The sequence below is a fragment of the Streptomyces sp. NPDC088747 genome, assembly GCF_044751025.1.
Taxonomy (GTDB): domain Bacteria; phylum Actinomycetota; class Actinomycetes; order Streptomycetales; family Streptomycetaceae; genus Streptomyces.
The window spans coordinates 168,692-188,032 of record NZ_JBIVKZ010000017.1 but is presented as its reverse complement, the minus strand read 5'-3'; the positions used below and the strand labels follow the sequence as shown (position 1 = coordinate 188,032).

Annotated in this window: 16 protein-coding genes; 7 read left to right on the top strand and 9 right to left on the bottom strand. The window is 70.2% G+C overall.

The features are described 5' to 3' along the window. Nucleotides 1-47: 47 nt before the first annotated feature. Nucleotides 48-707: a hypothetical protein gene (locus ACIP79_RS32955; RefSeq protein ID WP_383688757.1), complete on the bottom strand. Its 660-nt coding sequence runs from the start codon at nt 705-707 to the stop codon at nt 48-50. 222 nt (nt 708-929) lie between these two features. Here ACIP79_RS32955 and ACIP79_RS32950 point away from each other — a divergent pair, with 222 nt between their 5' ends. Genes ACIP79_RS32950 through ACIP79_RS32940 form a run of 3 tightly spaced genes read left to right on the top strand, consistent with a single transcriptional unit; the run spans nt 930 to nt 3,367 of the window. Then, entirely contained in the window at nt 930-1,586 is a 657-nt protein-coding gene (locus ACIP79_RS32950) for a helix-turn-helix domain-containing protein (protein ID WP_383688756.1), read from the top strand. Nucleotides 1,587-1,618: 32 nt separating this feature from the next. Next, entirely contained in the window at nt 1,619-2,149 is a 531-nt protein-coding gene (locus tag ACIP79_RS32945; protein WP_387184025.1) for a toxin-antitoxin system, toxin component, read from the top strand. A gap of 6 nt (nt 2,150-2,155) precedes the next feature. Then, complete coding sequence (locus ACIP79_RS32940) at nt 2,156-3,367, top strand: MAB_1171c family putative transporter (RefSeq protein ID WP_401229108.1); 1,212 nt, start codon at nt 2,156-2,158, stop codon at nt 3,365-3,367. Nucleotides 3,368-3,416: 49 nt separating this feature from the next. Here ACIP79_RS32940 and ACIP79_RS32935 read toward each other — a convergent pair whose 3' ends face one another. Then, nucleotides 3,417-4,454, bottom strand: a complete 1,038-nt coding sequence (locus ACIP79_RS32935; protein ID WP_401229105.1) for an alpha/beta fold hydrolase — start codon at nt 4,452-4,454, stop codon at nt 3,417-3,419. A 239-nt stretch (nt 4,455-4,693) separates the two neighbouring features. Between ACIP79_RS32935 and ACIP79_RS32930 the strand changes: the two genes are divergently transcribed. Further along, on the top strand, nt 4,694-4,930 hold the full coding sequence (locus tag ACIP79_RS32930) for a hypothetical protein (RefSeq protein ID WP_383688659.1): 237 nt from the start codon (nt 4,694-4,696) through the stop codon (nt 4,928-4,930). A 111-nt stretch (nt 4,931-5,041) separates the two neighbouring features. Here the strand turns inward: ACIP79_RS32930 and ACIP79_RS32925 are convergent, their stop codons facing one another. Continuing rightward, nucleotides 5,042-5,731, bottom strand: coding sequence for a 4'-phosphopantetheinyl transferase (locus tag ACIP79_RS32925; protein ID WP_401229102.1), 690 nt, complete (start codon nt 5,729-5,731; stop codon nt 5,042-5,044). Next, complete coding sequence (locus ACIP79_RS32920) at nt 5,679-6,587, bottom strand: metallophosphoesterase family protein (RefSeq protein ID WP_401229099.1); 909 nt, start codon at nt 6,585-6,587, stop codon at nt 5,679-5,681. Before ACIP79_RS32920 ends, ACIP79_RS32925 begins: the two co-directional genes overlap by 53 nt. Nucleotides 6,588-6,850: 263 nt before the next feature. Here ACIP79_RS32920 and ACIP79_RS32915 point away from each other — a divergent pair, with 263 nt between their 5' ends. Then, nucleotides 6,851-8,134: an ATP-grasp domain-containing protein gene (locus ACIP79_RS32915; protein ID WP_401229097.1), complete on the top strand. Its 1,284-nt coding sequence runs from the start codon at nt 6,851-6,853 to the stop codon at nt 8,132-8,134. Between the two features lie 181 nt (nt 8,135-8,315). Next, the gene (locus ACIP79_RS32910; RefSeq protein WP_401229095.1) at nt 8,316-9,998 is read left to right on the top strand and encodes a carbohydrate binding domain-containing protein; all 1,683 of its coding nucleotides are present in this window, start codon (nt 8,316-8,318) and stop codon (nt 9,996-9,998) included. Nucleotides 9,999-10,092: 94 nt separating this feature from the next. Here ACIP79_RS32910 and ACIP79_RS32905 read toward each other — a convergent pair whose 3' ends face one another. The 5 genes from ACIP79_RS32905 to ACIP79_RS32885 all read right to left on the bottom strand — a co-directional run bounded on the left by ACIP79_RS32905 (nt 10,093) and on the right by ACIP79_RS32885 (nt 18,113). After that, on the bottom strand, nt 10,093-10,605 hold the full coding sequence (locus ACIP79_RS32905) for a hypothetical protein (RefSeq protein ID WP_401229092.1): 513 nt from the start codon (nt 10,603-10,605) through the stop codon (nt 10,093-10,095). An 89-nt stretch (nt 10,606-10,694) separates the two neighbouring features. Further along, nucleotides 10,695-11,423 carry a Crp/Fnr family transcriptional regulator gene (locus tag ACIP79_RS32900; RefSeq protein ID WP_401229090.1) on the bottom strand — a complete coding sequence of 243 codons (729 nt, stop codon included), beginning with the start codon at nt 11,421-11,423 and terminating at the stop codon, nt 10,695-10,697. Between the two features lie 1,512 nt (nt 11,424-12,935). Continuing rightward, nucleotides 12,936-15,983 (bottom strand): alpha-mannosidase, encoded by a 3,048-nt coding sequence (locus ACIP79_RS32895; RefSeq protein WP_401229087.1) that lies wholly within the window; start codon nt 15,981-15,983, stop codon nt 12,936-12,938. Nucleotides 15,984-16,011: 28 nt separating this feature from the next. Next, nucleotides 16,012-17,349 carry a 6-phospho-beta-glucosidase gene (locus ACIP79_RS32890; RefSeq protein ID WP_401229085.1) on the bottom strand — a complete coding sequence of 446 codons (1,338 nt, stop codon included), beginning with the start codon at nt 17,347-17,349 and terminating at the stop codon, nt 16,012-16,014. After that, nucleotides 17,346-18,113: a DeoR/GlpR family DNA-binding transcription regulator gene (locus ACIP79_RS32885; RefSeq protein WP_401229254.1), complete on the bottom strand. Its 768-nt coding sequence runs from the start codon at nt 18,111-18,113 to the stop codon at nt 17,346-17,348. The genes ACIP79_RS32890 and ACIP79_RS32885 overlap by 4 nt, the downstream gene beginning before the upstream one ends. Before the next feature lie 126 nt (nt 18,114-18,239). On the opposite strand from ACIP79_RS32885, the gene ACIP79_RS32880 reads away from it, so the two are divergent. Continuing rightward, nucleotides 18,240-19,247 carry a carbohydrate kinase family protein gene (locus ACIP79_RS32880; protein ID WP_401229082.1) on the top strand — a complete coding sequence of 336 codons (1,008 nt, stop codon included), beginning with the start codon at nt 18,240-18,242 and terminating at the stop codon, nt 19,245-19,247. The last annotated feature ends 94 nt before the right edge of the window (nt 19,248-19,341 follow it).

Genomic DNA, 19,341 nt, shown 5'->3' with positions numbered 1-19,341 from the left:
CGAGCGCCCGGACTCACACCGCGCCGTGCCTCACACCGCGCCGTACCTCACACCGCGCGCAGCTCCGCCGCGCCGTTGCGGGTCTTGCGGACCTTGCGCGGTCCGGTCGCCGCGTCGTGCCGGGCGTCGCGCAGGACCAGCGTCATCCGGGTGTAGCCCATGTCCTGGAGGGACTTGGGGGTGTCTCCGACGATCCGGCAGTGTGTACGGCCCCAGCGCGGATCGGGGTGCACCAGCGGGCGTACGGCGCCGTCGGACTCGACGCCGTCCGGGCCGACCGCGCGGATCCAGTGCGGCAGACCGTGCCGGTAGGCGGCGTCCATGATCGGGTCCTGGGCGATGTCCCGGCGGATCGACTGGAGCGCGCGGTCCTGCTCGTTCCGCTCCACGGCGGCCGCGAAGTGGGCCAGCATCGGCAGGCACCAGCTCGACTCGTGCTCACCGAGGACGGTGCTCGCGTCCGGATGGAACAGGACGAACCGGAGGAAGTTGTCGCCCGGCATCGCCGTCGGGTGTGGGCCCACGCCGGCGAAAAGTGTCTCGAACGCGTCGTTGGAAAGGACCACGTCCCAGCGCTGGTCGAAGACGACGGAGGGGAACGGGACGGCCTCCAGAAGTCCGGCGTAGTCCTGGAGATACGCCTGCGCTTCGGGACTCTCGGGGACAGGTCGCGGCTGGGACCGCTGCCATCCTGCCTGGTACGCCATCGGGAGGTCACCCCTCTTGCCTCTGCGGCCTTCACGCGGCGCCCCGATCCTGCTTCCCGGAGTGTTGCCGTGTCAACTATCGTGGCATTTGGCGTCTGTTGACGGCTGAATCCCGCCACAGTTGTGGCGAGACCTGGATGCGAGTTCGAACAAGGGGCTAGTCTCCCGATGGTTCCCGACCATCATGTGAGAGACCTGAGAAAAGACGTAGGAGATCTGTCGGTGACGGATGGCTTCGAAGTTCCGGGCGCCACGGCGACGGTTCTGCTGCAGGCCGTCGTGGCCCGGGTCACCACGCTCGCCGACCGGCTCGGCGTAGAGCACGCCGAGGTCTTCGACGTACGGCGGCTGTCGGCCGAGTCCGGCGTCCCCGAGCCCGTGGTGCGGGCCCTGCTGACCGGCCGCCGCGCGGGAGAACCCGACCTCCAGGCCCGCTTCCTGCAACGCCTCGACCTGTTGCGCCGCACCCGGCTGAAGCCGAACGGCCGCCGGTACACACAGCAGGAGATCGCGGACGGCGCCGGCATGTCCCGCCAGCAGGCGGGAGCCCTCATCAACGGCGACCGGCGTCCCACCATGGAGCACTGTGACGCCATACAGCGCTTCTTCAGGGTCCACGCCGGGTTCCTCACGGCCGAGGACTCCGAGGCCCTCGTAGGGGCCCTCCAGCGCTCGGAACAGGAACTGCTGCAGCGACTCGCCGACCGTGAGCGCGCGGCTGCCTCGGTGGCCGCCGACCCGCTGGAGCGGCTCCTGCTGGACCACGGTGTCCGCGGAATCGCCTGGCGGGCCGCCCAGTTGCCCACCGACCAGCACCGGGACAAGGTCGCCGAGTGGCTGGACATGCTCCTGGAAAGCGTCAAGCGGCCCGAGTCGTGAGCACGGGGAGAACTGTGGGCATCCGAAGGGACATGCGCCGCCTGTGCGGCGAGTTGATCGGCGAGCTGGCACTGCCGGCGCCGGCGGAACCCGCCGAGCTGTACGCCGCGCTGTGCGACGGCATGAGCAGACGCCGGGGCCGGCCCGTCCGGTTCCGCACCGCGGCGTTCCCGCCCGGGACCGCCAGCGGGCTGTGGCTCGACATGGCCGAACAGGACCTCGTCGTCATCGAGGAACGCACCGCGCCCGACCACCAGTTGGTGATCCTGGGCCACGAGCTGTGGCACATGCAGGCCGGGCACTGCAGCCACCATGTCGAGGGCGCGGTCGTCGCGGCCCGGCTGCTCAGCGAGGGCGCCGACCTCCAGGCGACCGTGCTCAAGGTCGCCGCGCGCACCCGCTCGCACCTCGCCGACGAGGCGGAGGCCGAGAGCTTCGGTCTGCTGCTCGCCAGCAAGTGCCGTACGTGGCTCGCCGGTTCGCCACTGCGCAGGCCGACGCCGCGCGACGGACTCGCGGGCCGGATCGAGGCGTCGCTCGGCTACCGCGGTCCGCAGAGCTGAGACGGCGTGCACGACTCCAGCTACTACACACCGGCGATCGCGATGGCGATCGCCTGTGTTCTCAAGGGTCCCGCGGTGCTGCGCGCCTGGCGCGACCCCCTGCTGCGGTCGGTCTACACGCTCATCGTGCTCTCCGGTCTGGTGTTCTTCTTCGCCGCCCCGCCGACCATCAGCTGGGTCAACCGCACCGTCGGGATCCCCAACTTCTCGGCCGCGCTCGTGTACTGCCTGCTGAGCGCGTTCAGCGCCTCCTGCCTGCTGTTGCTGCTCAACTGGCGCGGCGGCCCGCCGGAGGAGGCCCGGCGCGCCGCGCGCCGCTGGGTCGCCGGGTACGCCGTGGTGATCGTGGCGACGATGGCGCTGTTCGTGCTCGGGCACGCGCCCGAGGAACGGCAGCGGGACTTCGACACCTACTACGCCGACACCCCGTACATCCGCGAGATGATCCTGCTCTACCTGGCCGCGCTCGCCGTCGCCAACGTCGCGATGATCGTGATGTGCTGGCGCTGGGCACGCCAGGTGCGGGGCTGGCTGCGGGCCGGGCTGCTGATCATCGCGGTCGGCTTCCTGACCAACATCACCTTCGCGGCGGCCAAGCTGACCGCGATCGTGGCCCGCTGGAACGGCGGGGACCTCGACTTCCTCAGCTCCGACCTCGCCCCGGCGCTGGCCGCCGCCGCGGAGCTGATCTGTGCGATCGGCTTCTGCGTGCCGATGGCCTGCCAGCGCGTCGGCGACGTGTGGAGCACCTGGGCGACCTACCGTCGACTCGGTCCGCTCTGGCGGGAGTTGCAGCCCGCGGACGCGCACGGTGACCACGCGGTACGGATCGCCTGGTGGGCACCGGCCGAACTCCAGGTGACCCAGCGGGAGTCCGACATCCACGACGGCCTGCTCAACCTGTACCCCTACTTCGACCCCGAGGTGCGGGCACGAGCCCACGACGCCGCCGTGGCAGCGGGTTCGGGCCCGGACCGGGCGCGGGCCGAGGCCGACGCGGCGATGGTGACGGCGGCTCTGGGGGCCAGGGCCGCCGATCCGGAGGGCCGGATCATCTGCGCGGCCACGGCGGACAGCAGCCCGTCCGCCGCCCCCGCCGGAGGACCACGGGACCTGGTGGGCATGTCCGTCGCCCTGCGCCGCTCCCCCGTCGTCGCGACCGTCCGCGAACGGGCCGCGTCCGAGGCGGCCACCGGCTCCCCCGAGCGCGTCGCCTGAGAACCGGCCGCGACCGGCCATAACGCCCGTCACGACCTGGCTCCCCTCCTCACGTCGCGCTGCGCTCGCCGGCCTCTCGCAGGTCCCGCTCGATCGCGCGGTTCTGGGCGGTGTCCGGCTGCCCGACGGCCGTGCCCGGGCGGCCGGCGCGCAGTAGTTCGCGCCAGTGCTCGCGGCTCCAGTCGGCGGGGCTCGTGGTGCTCGTGAACTCCTCGACCAGGGCGAGGAAGCGTGCCGGGTCGCTGTGGAAGGGGAAGTGGCCGGCACCCTCGAAGATCTCCAGGCGGCTGCCCGGCATCGCCCGGTGCGCGCCGTGGGCGTGCCGCACCGGCACCACGCTGTCCCGGTCGCCCCAGAGCAGCATCGTGGGCATGCCCTCGGTGAGATAGCAGCGGTCGAGCATGGTCACGGCCTGTCCGCGCCAGTCGACCACGGCGCGCAGCGTGCGGATGAAGGCGCTGCGGGAGGTCGCGTCGGGCAGCGCGTCCACGAGGGTCAGCAACTCGGGCGCGTCCTGCCCCAGATCGGTGTCGAGGAGCTTCATCAGGCGGAGGAACAGGCCCACTTGGAGACGCATGCCGGGGAGGCGCAGCGTGGAGAGCATGAGGTGGGCGCCGGGCAGCGAGACGGCCCTCAGTACGGGGTTGACCTCGCCCCCCACGCCGCCCGCGCTGACCAGGATCAGCCGCTCGGTGCGCTCGGGGAACTGGTAGGCGAACTGCATGGCGACGCCGCCGCCCAGCGAGTGCCCGACCAGCGTGGCGGACTCGATGTCCAGGGTGCCCAGCAGATCGCGTACGCCGTTGGCGTACGCGGCGACCGAGTAGTCGGCCCGCGGCTTGTCGGACTCGCCGTGGCCGAGGAGGTCGGGCGCGATCACCGTGTGGGTGCGGGCGAGGTCGGGGATCAGCTCGCCCCAGGTGTCCGAGGAGTCGCCGATGCCGTGGATCAGGACGAGCGCGGGTCCCTCGCCGGCCATCCGGTAGGCGCGCCGGTAGCCGTGCACCACGCGGTGGCGCAGGCGCAGTTCCCCCTCGCCCACCGAGCGCAGGGCGCGCCGCGGACGCTTCGGCGGTACGTCGACCATGGGTTCGCCTCCTGTTCCCGGGCCGCCGCGGGGGCGGCTCCCGAGCCGCCGAGAAAGCGGTCCCCAGCTCTCCGTTCCAGCCTAGGGCCCGTGTCCCCCACGGGATTTCCGTGAGGTTTCACCTCCGCTAAGCGGGCGAACCTCCGGGCACCGGAACCGGATTGTCAGTGGCGGACGGCAAGCTGGGGTCAGTACCGCCATGCACCGCTTCGCCAAGCCGACCCGGGGAGAGCCGTCCGATGCCGACCGCCGTACTGACCGATCACGAACGCGCCGCCGTGCAGGCCTACCTGCGTCTCCTCCAGACCGTCCGAGCCGCCTTCGACAGTCCGCCCGACGGGCGCCGACCACCCGTGGTGCCGCCCTCCGCCCTGGCCGAGGCGGAGCGGGCTCTGGCGGCGGCCGGACTCACGGGCAACGAGGAGGCGTTCTTCCGGCTGCTGCACACCTGGTGCCCGGAGCCGACGCAGTTCTGAGGGAGGAGCACGGGCCGCGCGGGCCCGGTTCAGGGACCGGACACCGGTCCGGGGACCAGGCCCCGGTCCGGAGCGGGCGCCGGGGCGCCGGTGTCAAGGCACCGCGCCGTGTCAGGCGTGCGGCACCGTGACCACCGTCGCGACCAGGCCCCGCTGGACGGTCCAGCGTCCGTCGAAGAGTCCGACGCGTTCGCCGCCGACCAGCGGACCTGGCACGAGGAGTGCGGCGCGCAGCCGCCCCGTCAGCGCCCGGCCCCCGGCGCCGGGGTCCACCAGGATGTCGATGTCCGCCTCGGAGAAGTCCAGCCACTTCGCGGTGAGCGGGTACCACGCCTTGTAGACCGACTCCTTGGCGCTGAACAGCAGCCGGTCCCAGTGCACCTCGGGGATCCGCGCGGCGAGTCCGGCCAGCCGGTCCACCTCGGTGGGGAGCGCCACCGCGTCCAGGACGCCGTCCGGGAGCGCCAGGTGGGGTTCGGCGTCGATGCCGAGGGAGGCCAGGTCGGTGGCCCGGGCGAGGGCGGCGGCGCTGTAGCCGTCGCAGTGGGTCATGCTGCCGATCAGGCCCGCGGGCCACTGCGGGGCGCCGCGCTCGCCGGGCAGGATCGGCGCGGGAGCGACCCCGAGCTTCTCCATGGCACGCCGGGCGCAGCCGCGGACGGTGGTGAACTCACGGCGCCGCTTCTCCACGGCCCGGGTCAGGAGCGCCTGCTCCTCGGGGTACAGGGTCGTACCCTCCGCGCCGTCGTCACCGTAGTTCTCCACGGCCACCACGGACTCCGGGAGCAGCTCCTCGATCACCGGCTCCGACCTCCATCGGCAGAATGCGGCGCAGCGTACCGGGCGGTCCTGGGCGGGTCCGCCACTCGCGGGGGTAGCCCACGGACACCTCTTCGAAGCGGACACCCTCGTGCCAGGTGGTCCGGGGGATGTGGAGATGACCGTAGACCATGATCTCGATGCGGAACCTGCGGTGCCAGTCGGCGGTCAGGTCGGTGCCGCACCACATCGCGAACTCGGGGTAGCGCAGGATGTCCGTCGGGTGGCGGTCCAGCGGGTAGTGGTTGACCGGGATCACCGGGAGGTCGTCGGGCAGTTCGGCGAGCCTGCGTTCGGTCTCCGCGACCCGGGCCCGGCACCAGGCCTCGCGGCTCGGGTAGGGGTCGGGGTGCAGGAAGTGCTCGTCGGTGCAGATCACCCCGGTGCTCTCGGCGTAGGCGAGCCCCTGCTCCTTGGTGGTGCAGCCCCTGGGCAGGAAGGAGTAGTCGTAGAGCAGGAAGAGCGGGGCGATGACGGCGGGGCCGCCGGGTCCGTCCCAGACGGGGTACGGATCCTCCGGGCTGGTGACGCCCAACTCGCGGCAGAGCGCGACGAGATGGTCGTAGCGGGCGACGCCGCGCAGTTGTACCGGGTCTTTCGGGTGGGTCCACAGTTCGTGGTTGCCGGGGGCCCAGATCACCTTGCGGAAGCGGGCGCTGAGCGTTTCGAGGGTCCAGCGGATGTCGGCCACGTTCTCGCTGACGTCACCCGCCACCAGCAGCCAGTCGTCGTCCGACTGTGGGCGCATCTTCTCGACCAGGGCGCGGTTCTCGGCGTACCCGATGTGCAGGTCGCTGATGGCCAACAGTTGTCCCGAACGGCCGGCCGTCGACTCCACCCTCGCCCCTTCCGCGAACACGAATGGCATCACCAGAACACACCGCACGGGGCCCGGACAAGACCGTCCGGCGGAAACTGGGGTCCACAATTCGGGAATCCGTAACACGCTCGTAGCGTCACATCCGTCCCGCGCCCCTTATGATCGCCCCAACACCACCATCCTGAACCTCCCCCGGTCTGCGGTGGCTTGGTGTACCTCCCTCTCCCCTGGCCGGGCACGGCCTGCTCCGCTGTGCCCGGAAACCGTGAAAGGCGGCCTGCATGGGTTCTCGCGTACGCGTCTGGCTCAACCGCACGTACGCGGAGAATGTCTTCTTCATGGATCAGCTGCGAAGTAATCCGCAGCGTCGCCCCGTCGAGATCCATGCGACGCACGGAGACGCCGACTCGCCCATCCTGGCCGCCGCCGACACCGCGGCCATGGAGCCCGAGGGCCTCTCCCGGGCCGCCTACGTCGAGTACGCCCTCGACCAGTGCGCCCGGCACGAGATCGACGTGTTCGTGCCCGTGCTGCACCAGACTTCGATCGTGGCGCATCGCGCCGAGTTCGCCGCGCAGGGTACGGCCCTGCTCGCGCCGCCCTCGGAGGCGGTGGCCGTCTTCCACGACAAGGTGACGGCGTATCAGGCGCTCCAGGCCGTGGGTGTGCCGGTGCCGCCGTGGTGGCGGGTGCGCACCGAGGAGGAACTCCTCGTCGCCGTGGAGACCTTGGAGGCCGCGGGTCACAAGGCCTGTTTCAAGCCCGCCGCGGGTGCGGGCGGGGTGGGCTTCCGGGTGATCACGCGCGCTCCCTTCTCGCTCAACCACCTCAACGGATTCCCCAGCTCGTACGTGCCGTTGAGCCTGGTCCAGGACGCGTTGCGGGGGGCCGGGAAGCCCGTCGACTGGCTGGTGATGCCGCTGCTGGCGGAGCCGGAGGTGTCCGTCGACTGCCTGACCGGGCCCGACGGGCGGGTCCGGATGGCGGTGGGCCGCACCAAGAACGGGCGCCGTCGCGGGTTCACGCTCAACCCCTCCTGGATCGAGCCCGCGCGCCGGCTCGCCGAGGCCTTCGGTCTGCACTATCTGACGAACATTCAGTTCCGGATGTTCGGTGACGAGCCGGTCCTCATGGACGTCAACACGCGGCCGGCCGGCGGACTGCACCAGCTCGCGCTGTGCGGGATCAACGCCCCTTGGGCGGCCGTGCAGTTGGCGATCGGCGAGGAGACCGGGGAGATCGTTCCGGCGTACCTCGGGCAGGACTACGCGGTGGTCTCGGGACCGCGCCCGGTACGTCCGGTGGCGCTGCCGCAGCAGCGGGCCGAGACGCTGCCCGCCACGCCCGGCGTGGAGCCCGTCATGGCTCCGGTCGCGGAGCCCGCGACCGCGTCGGCGACGGAGAGCCCGCTCACGTCGGCCATCACGCCGACCGTCACTCCGGTCGCCGCACCGGCCATCACCCCGGTCGCCGCACCCGCCGCCACACCCGCCATCGCCTCGGGCATCTCACCGGCGGCCGCAGCCGCGGGCGCGGGCGCCACCGCGGCCGTCGCACCCGCCTGACCTGGGCTCCTCCCTCACTCAGCCTCCAACCGGTCCCCAAGCGACCCCCAGCCGCCTCCATCTCCGCCCATCGGTCTGGACCAATCCACGCTCAGCGCCTTGACAGCTCGATTGGTCCATACCAACTTGGTTGCGCACTCTCCAGCACTCCCGAACACCCCCATTTCTCCAGGGAGATCGCGTGCGCATCACTCACTTCAGGCGTTCCAGACGCCGCCTCATCGCATTGCTCGGCACGGCCGCCCTGGCTCTGGCCGGGGCGGTCGCCCTGCCCACCACGGCCCACGCGGCCAACATCCTCACCAACCCCGGCTTCGAGTCGGGCGCACTCTCGCCCTGGTCGTGCACCGGCAACCTGGGCTCGATCGTCTCGACCCCCGTGCACGGCGGCACCAAGGCCCTCTCGGGGGCGGCGAGCGCGAGCGACAACGCCAAGTGCAGCCAGACCGTCACCGTCCAGCCGAACACGGCGTACAGCCTGACCGGCTGGGTGCGCGGCAACTACGTGTACCTGGGCGTGGACGGCGGCGCGGCGACATGGACGACGTCCCCGTCGGCGTACAGCCTGCTGACCGTGAACTTCACGACGGGTGCCGCGCAGACCAGCGCCACCATCTACACGCACGGCTGGTACGGCCAGGGCACCTACCTCGCCGACGACATCAGCCTGGACGGTCCGGGCGGCGGTGGCTCGGACACCCAGGCGCCGACCGCGCCGACCGGGCTGACCTCCCCGAGCAAGACCTCCTCCAGCGTGTCCCTGGCGTGGGGGGCTTCGAGCGACAACGTCGGCGTCGCCGGCTACAACGTCTACAGCGGCGCCAACCAGGTGCTCAGCGTGTCGGGCACCAGCGCGACGGTCAGCGGTCTGTCGCCGAGCACCGCCTACACGTTCACGGTGCGGGCGCGGGACGCGGCGGGGAACCTCTCCGCCGCCTCCAACTCCGTCGCGGTGACCACGAACGCGGGCAGCGGCGGTACCGCGTTCAAGCAGGCGGCGCCCTACCTCTACCTCGGCTGGGGCGACCCGCCCGCGGTGAGCACGGTGATGAACTCCACCGGGATCAAGTGGTTCACGATGGCGTTCATCCTCTCCTCGGGCGGCTGCAACCCGGCCTGGGACGGAGCGCGCCCGCTGACCGGCGGCAACGACCAGTCGGTCATCAACGCCGTACGCGCCGGGGGCGGTGACATCGTGCCGTCGATCGGCGGCTGGAGCGGCAACAAGCTCGGGCCGAACTGCTCGACGCCGGAGGCTCTGGCGGGCGCGTACCAGCAGGTGATCAACGCCTATGGGCTGAAGGCGATCGACGTCGACATCGAGAACTCGGACGAGTTCGAGAACGAGGTCGTCCAGGACCGGATCCTCAACGCCCTGAAGATCGTCAAGGCGAACAACCCGGGTCTGCGTACGATCATCACCTTCGGCACCTCGACCACCGGTCCGACCTACTGGGGCAACCGGCTGATCGAGCGGGCCTCGGCGCTCGGCGCCAACATCGACGTCTTCACGATCATGCCGTTCGACTTCGGCGGCGGGGCCGACATGTACGGCAACACGGTGAACGCCACCGAGGGCCTGAAGACCAAGCTGAAGTCCACCTTCGGCTGGGACGACGCCACGGCGTACGCGCACATCGGCATCTCGGGCATGAACGGGCTCAGTGACCAGCAGGAGCTCACCTCGCCCGCGACCTGGACCCAGATCCGCGACTGGGCGAACTCGCACCACATCGCACGCCTCGCCTACTGGGCGGTCAACCGCGACCGGCCCTGCGCCGGCGGCGGCGTGGTCAGCAACTGCTCCGGCATCAGCCAGACCAACTGGCAGTTCACATCCATCACGGCCGGCTTCACCGGCTGACCGTCCGAACGAGGCGCACATCCGGACCTGACCATGGTGAGGGGCCGCACGGAGATCTCCGTGCGGCCCCTCACCGTGCGGGTGATCCCGGTACTCAGATGCGTCGCAGCGTGTTGATCCTCTGCTCGGCGGCGTTGATGGCGCACTCCAGAGCGGTGCGGGCGGATTCCTGCTTCATCGCCTGCACCAGGTGGGCCCGCATGTCGGCGACGGGCATGCGGACGGTCGTCGGAGGCTCGGGCAGGGCCGTGGTGACATAGTCCTTCGCGCACCCGACGACCTCCTGGAGTTCGGGACGGATGTCCTCGGTGTTCTTGATGCGCCCCTTGATCTCGTTGGCGATCCGCGTCACCTCCACCAGGTCCGCCGCGTAGGCGGGCGTGTTGGAGAGTCGGCACACCTCCGTGAATAGCAGGCCCAACGCCTTTTCGGGGACGCCGAGTTCGACAGCCTCTTCGTCCCTCCTGTTCACCTTCCTGATCCAGGCGAACATCTTCCTGTGGTGCGTCACCGTGAAGGCACCGACACCGCCGACGACGAAGGAACTGACGCCGGTCGCGATGAGGGTGGCGTCGCTGGGTTCGGCGACGATGGCGCTGAGCAGCATGTTTCTTCCTAGTTTGGTCTGAGGGCCGCACGCCCGGAGTCCGGGGTGGTGGGTGCGGCTTTTGGGGCGGTGGGTCCAGACACCTGGGGTCAGGTGCTGATGGCACTGTCGTGAAGGGCATCGAGATCGTGAACGATGAACTTACGGTATCCGGCCTCAAGGGCGCCGTGACGCCGGAGACTACCGACCGCGTTCTCCACTGTGGAGACACCGAGTTGGAGGGCCGCGGCCAGATCCCGCTGGGTCAGACCGCTGATTACGGTGCGGCGCGAGACCGTGGGGTCGGGCACACCGGCCGTCTCCGCGAGATGCGCCAGAAGCATGCTGACGCGCTGGAACGGCGGCAGCACGAAGGTGCCGTAGATCCGCTCGTCCCGCCTGCTGCGGTCCTCGATGCTGCGCAGCAGGGCCAGTTGGACATCCGGGTGCTTGCGCTGCAGGCGGTGCATATAGGTGACGCGCCAGGGGATGACGTACGTCTTTGCCAGGCACGTGGTGCTGACCGCGGAGGTCTGCTCGATGAGCTTGGCCTCGCCGACCACCTCCCCGATACCGCGGAAACGGGTGATCGAGGGCGACCCGGGATAGGCGCCGTGCGGGAAGCGTTCCTGACGGACGCACCCCTGCACGATGATGAACACGTGCCGGTCGTCCGGGCCCAGCGGGAGCCGGTCGTCCCGACTGTAGGAGCGGATGCGCTGGTCCCAGTCCTGGATCATCGCCTTCCAGGTCGGCGCGGGCAGGTGCTTGAGGAAGCTTCCGTCGGGCATCGTCGCGCGGCCGAGAACGAGGTCACTCAGCCGCGGAGCGTGGGGCATGGCGGGCATCCGTCACACCCCCCTTTCGCACGGCCGAGAATCCTGCCCGGAGCCGAACGACGCGGCGGAGCAGGCATGGTGACGGGCGGTTACGTCTTCGCGGCGGTGGATCGCGCGGCGGATACACGCGGCGAAGCCACCGCTGACAGCGGTACACATGCGGCCTGATGTCCTTTTATGGTCGATATACGCAGGTGCGCCCCCATAAAGGCGGGCGCACCCGGGCGGTGGATCCAGCGCCCTCCCCTGCGACGTCCGCCCGAGCGTTGTGCTGTGGTGGCCAGGGCGGCGCAAGGTGAGTACGTCAGGCCGATAACGCTACCCCTAGCTCACAGCAAATCACCAGCGAGGACCTTTCGGATCGGCACGGAATCCCTGGCGGTAGGGAGTCTGTAGCGTGCCTTGTTTGACTCTGGTGGGGAACATCACAGAAACCTGCAATTCCACAATTCAGGGAAATTCATCGGGATATACAGGGACGCTATTTTCTGGCATATTCACAGAAGCGTCGGATAGGGCACCGGATGAGCACCGAGAAGCCCGGATGAAGTACGTCACATAAGACGGAAGGCTCCGGAGCACCACACTCCGGAGCCTTCCAAGGGCCTGGACCCACCTAGGCTCAGACCAGGCACCCACCTTAACCACGACGCGCCAGCCGAGGACACGCCAGTGGAAATGCTCCTGGCTCCAAATCCCTAGCTACAGGGATTTCAGCAAAAATCCTGGACTGCAGTTGACGAACCAGTCACCTCGAACGAGACGCATCGCGCCATCGTCCGTTTTAAACCTTTAGACACCTAGGCTACTTATGTGAAGGCGCCGGACCGACGCCGCCAGGAGTCAGTGGATCACTCCTGGCCACTTGCGAGCACCATTTGGCCGACCGTAATAGGAAAGGAAGGGTGCCCTAACTTGAGGCGCCCTCGACTCAGAGTTCGAAGGTCGAACATAAGCCCGGCATCAATTGGACTTTAGCGGCCAGTATCTACCCCGGCCGGGAGAAGGCGATCCCTAACTCCAGGACCGGAAATGCGGGAATCGGAAAACACCAAAGGAAATCCTCGCATCCTTCCCGCCGACCACTCCACGACACCCGCACGACACAATGTCGACTCATAGCCTTGGTCACTTCACAGGAAGCCGGTCCGACGTCGCACGCGGGTGCGAAGAATCTTTTCGTCCGTCAGATTCGTTCGACACACGCCCAGTCACCTTCGCATCCGACTCACGCGGACACTTCTGTAACAAAATATGCCCACACCATCACCTTCAGTGACCGGCGCACCGAGACGCGCGTGCGCCGGTCACCGCAAGCCCTCGCCGAACCACGGTGCGCATCGGTAGAGACCCTGCGCAGCTTGCGTGAAGACCTCGGCCACACCCTCGCGAACAACACCGGGCCGAGCACCGGTCCATGGTGGACCGGGGGTGCCTCACCCAGAACGGGCAAGGCACCCGACCGCGGCCCGGCGGGCGCTCTGACCACCAAGGCCGGCCCCCTCGGGTCGCCTACCCGCGCCGCGCCAACCGCAGCGTAAGGACCTCGAACGGCCGCAGGGACACCGTCACCGCGTCGCCGTCCACGGCTGCCTCCGTCTCCGGGAAGGGCCGCTCCAGGAGGTCGGTGACCTGGGCGCCCGCCAGTGCGAAGCCGGTGCGCAGGGTGCCGGTGGCCCGGCCGCCCCGGGACTCGTAGAGGCGTACGACGACATCGCCCGAGGCGTCGTCGGCGAGCTTGACCGCCTCGACGGTGACGCCCTCGCCCTCCACGGAGACGACGGGCTCGGCCGGGGCGGCCTCCGCCACCCGCAGTGGCAGGTTGAGCGCGTAGCCCTCCGCGACCGCGTCCTCGATCGTCGCCCCCGGGAGCAGGGAGTAGGTGAAGCGGTGCCTGCCCTGGTCGGCCTCCGGGTCGGGCACGCGGGGGGCGCGCACCAGGGAGAGCCGGACCGTGGTCGTCGTACCGCCGTCCTCGCGGACCGTGCGGGAGACGTCGTGGCCGTACGTCGAGTCGTTGATGACCGCGACGCCGTAGCCGGGTTCGCCGACGTGCACCCAGCGGTGGCCGTACACCTCGAAACGGGCCGCCTCCCAGCTGGTGTTCGTGTGGGTGGGGCGCTGGACGTGGCCGAACTGGATCTCGGCGGAGGAGTGCGGGGCGCGGATGTCCACCGGGAACGCGGCCTTGAGGAACTTCTCGGCCTCGTGCCAGTCGATCTCCGTCTCGAAGTCGATACGGGGGCTGCCCGCGCGGACGGTGATCGTCTGCACGATCCGCGAGCCCTTGCCGAAGGAGCGCTCCACCCGGATGGCGCCCAGCAGCGGGTCCTCGTCCACGACGGTGACCGAGTCGGTGTCCAGGAGGTCGGTGTAGCGGTTCTTGTAGTGCTTGTCGACGTCCCAGGCGTCCCAGTAGTTGGGGAGGTCGCTGTGCAGTCGGAGCAGGTTGCCCTTGTCGGCGAGCACTTCGCGGTTCGCCCTCAGGTCTCGCACGGAGGCGAGGGTGCCGTCCTGGTCCAACGCGACGCGCACCAGGCCGTTTTCGAGGACGCGGCCGGTGACCGTCACCGGGTGCGGGGACTCGGCGACCGCGAGGGGGGCGCTGCCGCTCGCCGGTACCTCGGCGTACATCGGGACGCCCGTGGAGGTGCGGACCACCTCGGCGCGGTCGTAGGGGCTGGTGTTGAAGACCCGGGTCTCACCGGCGCCGAGCGCGGCCAGCGCCTCGCCCGTCAGGGTCTCCAACTCCTCGGCCACACGGGCGTATTCGGCCTCCGCCTCGCGATGCACCCAGGCGATCGAGGACCCCGGCAGGATGTCGTGGAACTGGTGCAGCAGGACCGTCTTCCAGAGCCGGTCGAGCTTCTCGTACGGGTAGGAGTAGCCCGGCGCGTGCAGTGCGGCCGTGGTCGCCCACAACTCGGCTTCACGCAGCCGGTGTTCGCTGCGACGGTTGCCCTGCTTGGTGCGGGCCTGCGAGGTGTAGGTCGCGCGGTGCAGCTCAAGGTAGAGCTCGCCGACCCAGACCGGGGCGTCCGGGTACTCCTCGCGCGCGGCGGCGAAGAAGGCGTCGGGGTGCTCGACGACGACCTTGGCCGAACCCTCCAGGTCCGCCAGCCTGCGCGCCCGTTCCATGATCTCGCGGGTCGGACCGCCGCCGCCGTCGCCCCAGCCGAAGGGGGCCAGTGAGCGTGTGCCACGGCCCTTGTCGGCGTAGTTGCGGACGGCGCGGGACATCTCCTCGCCGCTGAAGCGGGCGTTGTAGGTGTCGACCGGCGGGAAGTGGGTGAAGATGCGGGTGCCGTCGATGCCCTCCCACCAGAAGGTGTGGTGGGGCAGCTTGTTGGTCTGGTTCCAGGAGAGCTTCTGGGTCAGGAACCACTCGTTGCCCGCGAGCTTGGCGAGCTGCGGGTAGGCGGCGTTGTAGCCGAAGGAGTCCGGCAGCCAGACGCCCTTGGTCTCGACGCCGAAGTGCTCGATGAAGAACCGCTTGCCGTGGACGAGCTGGCGCGCGAGGGCCTCACCGCCGGGCAGATTGCCGTCGGCCTCCACCCACATGCCGCCGACCGGCGCCCACTGGCCCTTCTTGACCGACTCCTGGATGCGGGCCCAGACCTGCGGATAGTTGTCGCGCACCCACTCGTACTGCTGGGCCTGCGAGCAGGCGAAGACGAACTCCTCGTACTCGTCGGCGAGCGAGGTGACGTTCGAGAAGGTGCGGGACGTCTTGCGCTTGGTCTCGCGGATCGGCCACAGCCAGGCGGAGTCGATGTGCGCGTGGCCGACACCGGAGAGGGTATGGGCGCTCGCGTGCGCGGGCTTGGACAGCACGGGCACGAGGGCGGCGCGGACCTCGGCGGCCGAGCCGGAGATGTCGTCCAGGTCCAGGAGGTCGAGGGCGTGGTCGAGGGCGTGCATGATCTCGTGCCGGCGCGGGTCCTGCTCGCCCAGCTCCAGCATCAGTTCGCGCAACACCTGGAGGTCGAGGTCGAGGTGCCAGACCTCCTCGTCCAGGACGGCGATGTCGGCGCGCCGGAAGGTGTAGAGGGGCTTGTCGCCGGCGGTCAGGACGTCGCCGAGCGGGGTCGGCCGGGCGAAGTCGTTGGCGAGGATGTCGGGGTTGGACGCCGCCTCGACGAGATAGTCGATCTCCTCGCCGCCGACCGCCGGGTTGGCGATCGCCACGTACTGGTTGAGCGGGTTGACCGCCTTGAGCGGGGTGCCGTCGGCGAGGTGGACGAGCGCCTCGGCCTGGTTGCCCGGCCAGTCGCCGGTGAAGCCGAGGTCGATGACGGCCTCCACGCGCCTGCCGGTCCACTCCGGCGGCACGGTCCCGCGCATCCTGAACCAGGTGGTCCCCCACGGCGGGCCCCAGAGGGTGTCCATGGCGAAGGGCGCGTACGGGGCGGCGGCGGCCTCCTCGAACGGGACGGGCTCACCGGGAGCCTGCCAGGCCTCGACCTCGAAGGGCACGGACGCGGCGTAGATGGCGGGCTTGACGCGCTGGTCGTGGACGCGTGCGACGCGCTCCTCGATGCGGCGGCGTTCGTCATGCATAGGAAGTCTCCAGGAAGATGGAAAGCGCTTACTTAAGGTACGCCAAGCCTGGGTGGACCGCGGTGTAGCCGTCCACGAGTCTGCGTGCCACGTTCACCGAGTCCACGAGCGGGTGCAGGGCGAAGGCCTTCACCGCGGTCGTGCGCGAACCCGACTCGGCGGTCGCCAGCACCTCCCGCTCCACCGCCTTCACCGCGCACACCAGACCGGTGGCGTGGTCCGGCAGCGGGTCGACCGCGACGGGGTGCGCGCCGTTGGCGTCGACGTGGCAGGGCACTTCGATGACCGCCTCGGCGTCGAGCACCGAAAGGGTGCCGCGGTTACGGACATTGAGGATGAGGGTGGTGCGCTCGTCGCGGGCGATGGCCCGCATCAGCGCCAGCGCGACCTTCTCGTAGCCGCCGGACAGGTCGTCCTCGTCGCGTTCGCCCGCGCCCGCCGCGTCCCGGTTCTCCGCCATGTACGTCGCCTCGCGCTCGGCGCGGGTGCGGTCCCAGGCAGTCAGCGCGGCGGCGTCCGGGCGGCTCATCTCGTCGTAGAACGCGGCCTGCTGGTCGCGCAGGAAGGCGCCGCGGGTCTTCTCCGCCTGCTGGTAGGCGCGGACGGTCTCGCGGTTGAAGTAGTAGTAGTGCAGGTACTCGTTCGGGATCGCGCCCAGGGACTGGAGCCACTCGGTGCCGAAGAGCCTGCCCTCCTCGAAGGAGCCCAGCAGTTCCTGGTCGGCGAGCAGCCGCGGGAGTTCGTCCCGGCCGGCGACGCGCAGGCCGCGTACCCAGCCGAGGTGGTTGAGACCGACGTAGTCGATCCAGGCCTCGCGCGGGTTCGCGCCCAGCACCTGGGCGATCCGGCGGCCGAGGCCCACCGGTGAGTCGCAGATGCCGATCACGCGGTCGCCGAGGTACCGGGACATGGCCTCGGTGACCAGGCCCGCCGGGTTGGTGAAGTTGATGACCCAGGCGTCGGGGGCGAGGCGGGCCACCCGCCGGGCGATGTCGACGGCGACGGGCACCGTGCGCAGGCCGTAGGCGATACCGCCGGCGCCGACCGTCTCCTGGCCGAGGACGCCCTCGTCGAGGGCGACCCGCTCGTCGGCCGCACGCCCCTCCAGGCCGCCGACACGGATCGCGGAGAACACGAAGTCGGCGCCGCGCAGGGCCTCGTCGAGGTCGGTGGTGGCGGTGACCTCCGGTGCGTCCGGGTCCCCGGCGGCCTGTTCGGCCAGTACCCGGGTCACGGCGGAGAGCCGTCCCGCGTCCAGGTCGTGCAGCACGACCTGGGTGACGCGGCCCTCGGCCCGGTCCCCGAGGAGCGCTCCGTACACGAGCGGCACCCGGAATCCGCCGCCCCCCAGAATCGTCAGCCTCACGCTTCCTCCGCCTTTCCTGTTACGAGCACTTGCACGCCCGCCTCCTCCAGGGAGGACCGGGTCACCGCGTCCACCGGCGCGTTCGTCACCACCACGTCCAGATCCTCGGGGCCGCAGACCTTCGCCATTCCGGTCCCGGGGAACTTCGCCCGGTCGGCGAGCAGGACCACCCGCTCCCCCGCCTTGATCATGGCCCGCTTGACCGGCACCTCGACGACGGTGGTGTCCATCACCTGTCCGCCCGGCCGTACGCCGCTGGTGCCGAGGAAGACCCAGTCGGCGTGCAGCTGGCGCAGGTTGTCCTCGGTGAGGAAGCCGACCAGGGAGCGGTACTCGCGGCGGACCATGCCGCCGAGCAGCACCAGCTCGATGCCCTCGTCGTCCACCAGTTCCTCGAAGACCACCAGGTTGCTGGTGATCACGGTGATCCGGCGGCCGTGCAACTGCCTGGCCAGCCGGAAGGCGGTGGTGCCGATGTCGAGGAGGACGGACTGGCCGTCCTGGACCATCGAGGCGGCCTTCACCGCTATGGCGTCCTTCTCGGCCACCCTGACCTCGGCGACCTCGGCGAAGGGCTGGTCGCCCTCGTCGACGACCGCGCCGCCGTGCACCCGAGTCAGGAGCCCTTCCTCCTCCAGACGCACCAGGTCACGGCGGATGGTGGCGGGACTCACGTCCAGTTGGTCGGAGAGATCGGTCACGGACGCGGGACCCCCGGAACGCAGGGCCCGCAGGATGAGTTGATGTCGTCGCTCTGCCAGCACGCCGTGAACAGTACTCGTCATTCCCAATCATTTCTATGCTCAGTTCTGCTCAACTCTTGCCAAATCCGCGAAGGGCGCGCACGATCCTGTGCACCGCTTGCAGACTTTTGACGAGAGGACGCGCTAGTGGGTGACGAACGGCCCGACGTGCTGCTCACCGGGCTGCTCTTCTACGACCTGGTCCTCACCGGGCTGGGCAAACCGCCGACCCCCGGCGAGGAGATCTGGACCGAGGGCATGGGCGTGAGCCCCGGCGGCATCGCCAACCTGGCCGTGGCGGCCTCCCGCTTCGGCCTGCGCACCTCCCTGGCGACGGTCTTCGGCGACGACCACTACGGCTCGTACTGCCGTGGGATCCTCGCCGGCCAGGAGGGCGTGGACCTCTCGCTCTCCCGCACCGCGGACGGCTGGCACACCCCGGTCACCGTCTCCCTCGCGTACGGCGACGACCGTGCCCTGGTCACCCACGGCCAGGAACCGCCGTACTCGCAGGACGAGCTGATGGGCGACCCGCCCGAGGCACGCACGGCCCTCGTGCACCTGGAGGCCGAACCGCGCGGCTGGCTCGGCAAGGCGGCCGCCAACGGCACCCGGATCTACGCGGACGTCGGCTGGGACCCCACCCAGCAGTGGTCGAGGGACCTCCTCGACCAGCTCTCCCTGTGCCACGCCTTCCTCCCCAACGAGGCCGAGGCGATGGCCTACACCCGTACCGAGAGCGCGGTCGCGGCCCTCGGCACGCTCACCGAACTGGTGCCGGTCGCCGTGGTCACCCGGGGCGGCGACGGCGCCGTCGCGGTGGACCAGACGACGGGCGAGTACGCCGAGGTACCCGCCCTGGCCACCGACGTCCTGGACGCGACCGGCGCCGGCGACGTCTTCGGCGCGAGCTTCGTCGCCGCCTCGCTCGGCGGCTGGCCGCTGGAGGAACGCCTGCGCTTCGCGGTGCTCGCCGCCGGGCTCTCCGTGCGCCGGCACGGCGGCGCCCTGGCCGCGCCCGGCTGGTACGGCGTCCACCGCTGGTGGCGCTCGCTCGAAGATCCCGAACTGCGGCGCGCGTACGGCTTCCTGGCCGAGCGGATCCCGGCCGACCCCGGTCCGCCCGTCGGGTACGCGCCCGTCACCCCCCACTGAATCCCGTCTGAATCCCGTCCCGTACGCCGTGTCGCCCCCCATGAACTCCCTGATCGGCACCCCTCTCGTAGCGAAGAACTTCACAGCACTTCTA

What these genes read in the sequence shown, in the direction of transcription:
- ACIP79_RS32895 (WP_401229087.1), bottom strand. Translation starts at nt 15,983, where the DNA reads ATGCATGACGAACGCCGCCGCATCGAGGAGCGCGTCGCACGCGTCCAC.
- ACIP79_RS32930 (WP_383688659.1), top strand. Translation starts at nt 4,694, where the DNA reads ATGCCGACCGCCGTACTGACCGATCACGAACGCGCCGCCGTGCAGGCC.
- ACIP79_RS32900 (WP_401229090.1), bottom strand. Translation starts at nt 11,423, where the DNA reads ATGCCCCACGCTCCGCGGCTGAGTGACCTCGTTCTCGGCCGCGCGACG.
- ACIP79_RS32935 (WP_401229105.1), bottom strand. Translation starts at nt 4,454, where the DNA reads ATGGTCGACGTACCGCCGAAGCGTCCGCGGCGCGCCCTGCGCTCGGTG.
- ACIP79_RS32915 (WP_401229097.1), top strand. Translation starts at nt 6,851, where the DNA reads ATGGGTTCTCGCGTACGCGTCTGGCTCAACCGCACGTACGCGGAGAAT.
- ACIP79_RS32905 (WP_401229092.1), bottom strand. Translation starts at nt 10,605, where the DNA reads ATGCTGCTCAGCGCCATCGTCGCCGAACCCAGCGACGCCACCCTCATC.
- ACIP79_RS32945 (WP_387184025.1), top strand. Translation starts at nt 1,619, where the DNA reads ATGCGCCGCCTGTGCGGCGAGTTGATCGGCGAGCTGGCACTGCCGGCG.
- ACIP79_RS32955 (WP_383688757.1), bottom strand. Translation starts at nt 707, where the DNA reads ATGGCGTACCAGGCAGGATGGCAGCGGTCCCAGCCGCGACCTGTCCCC.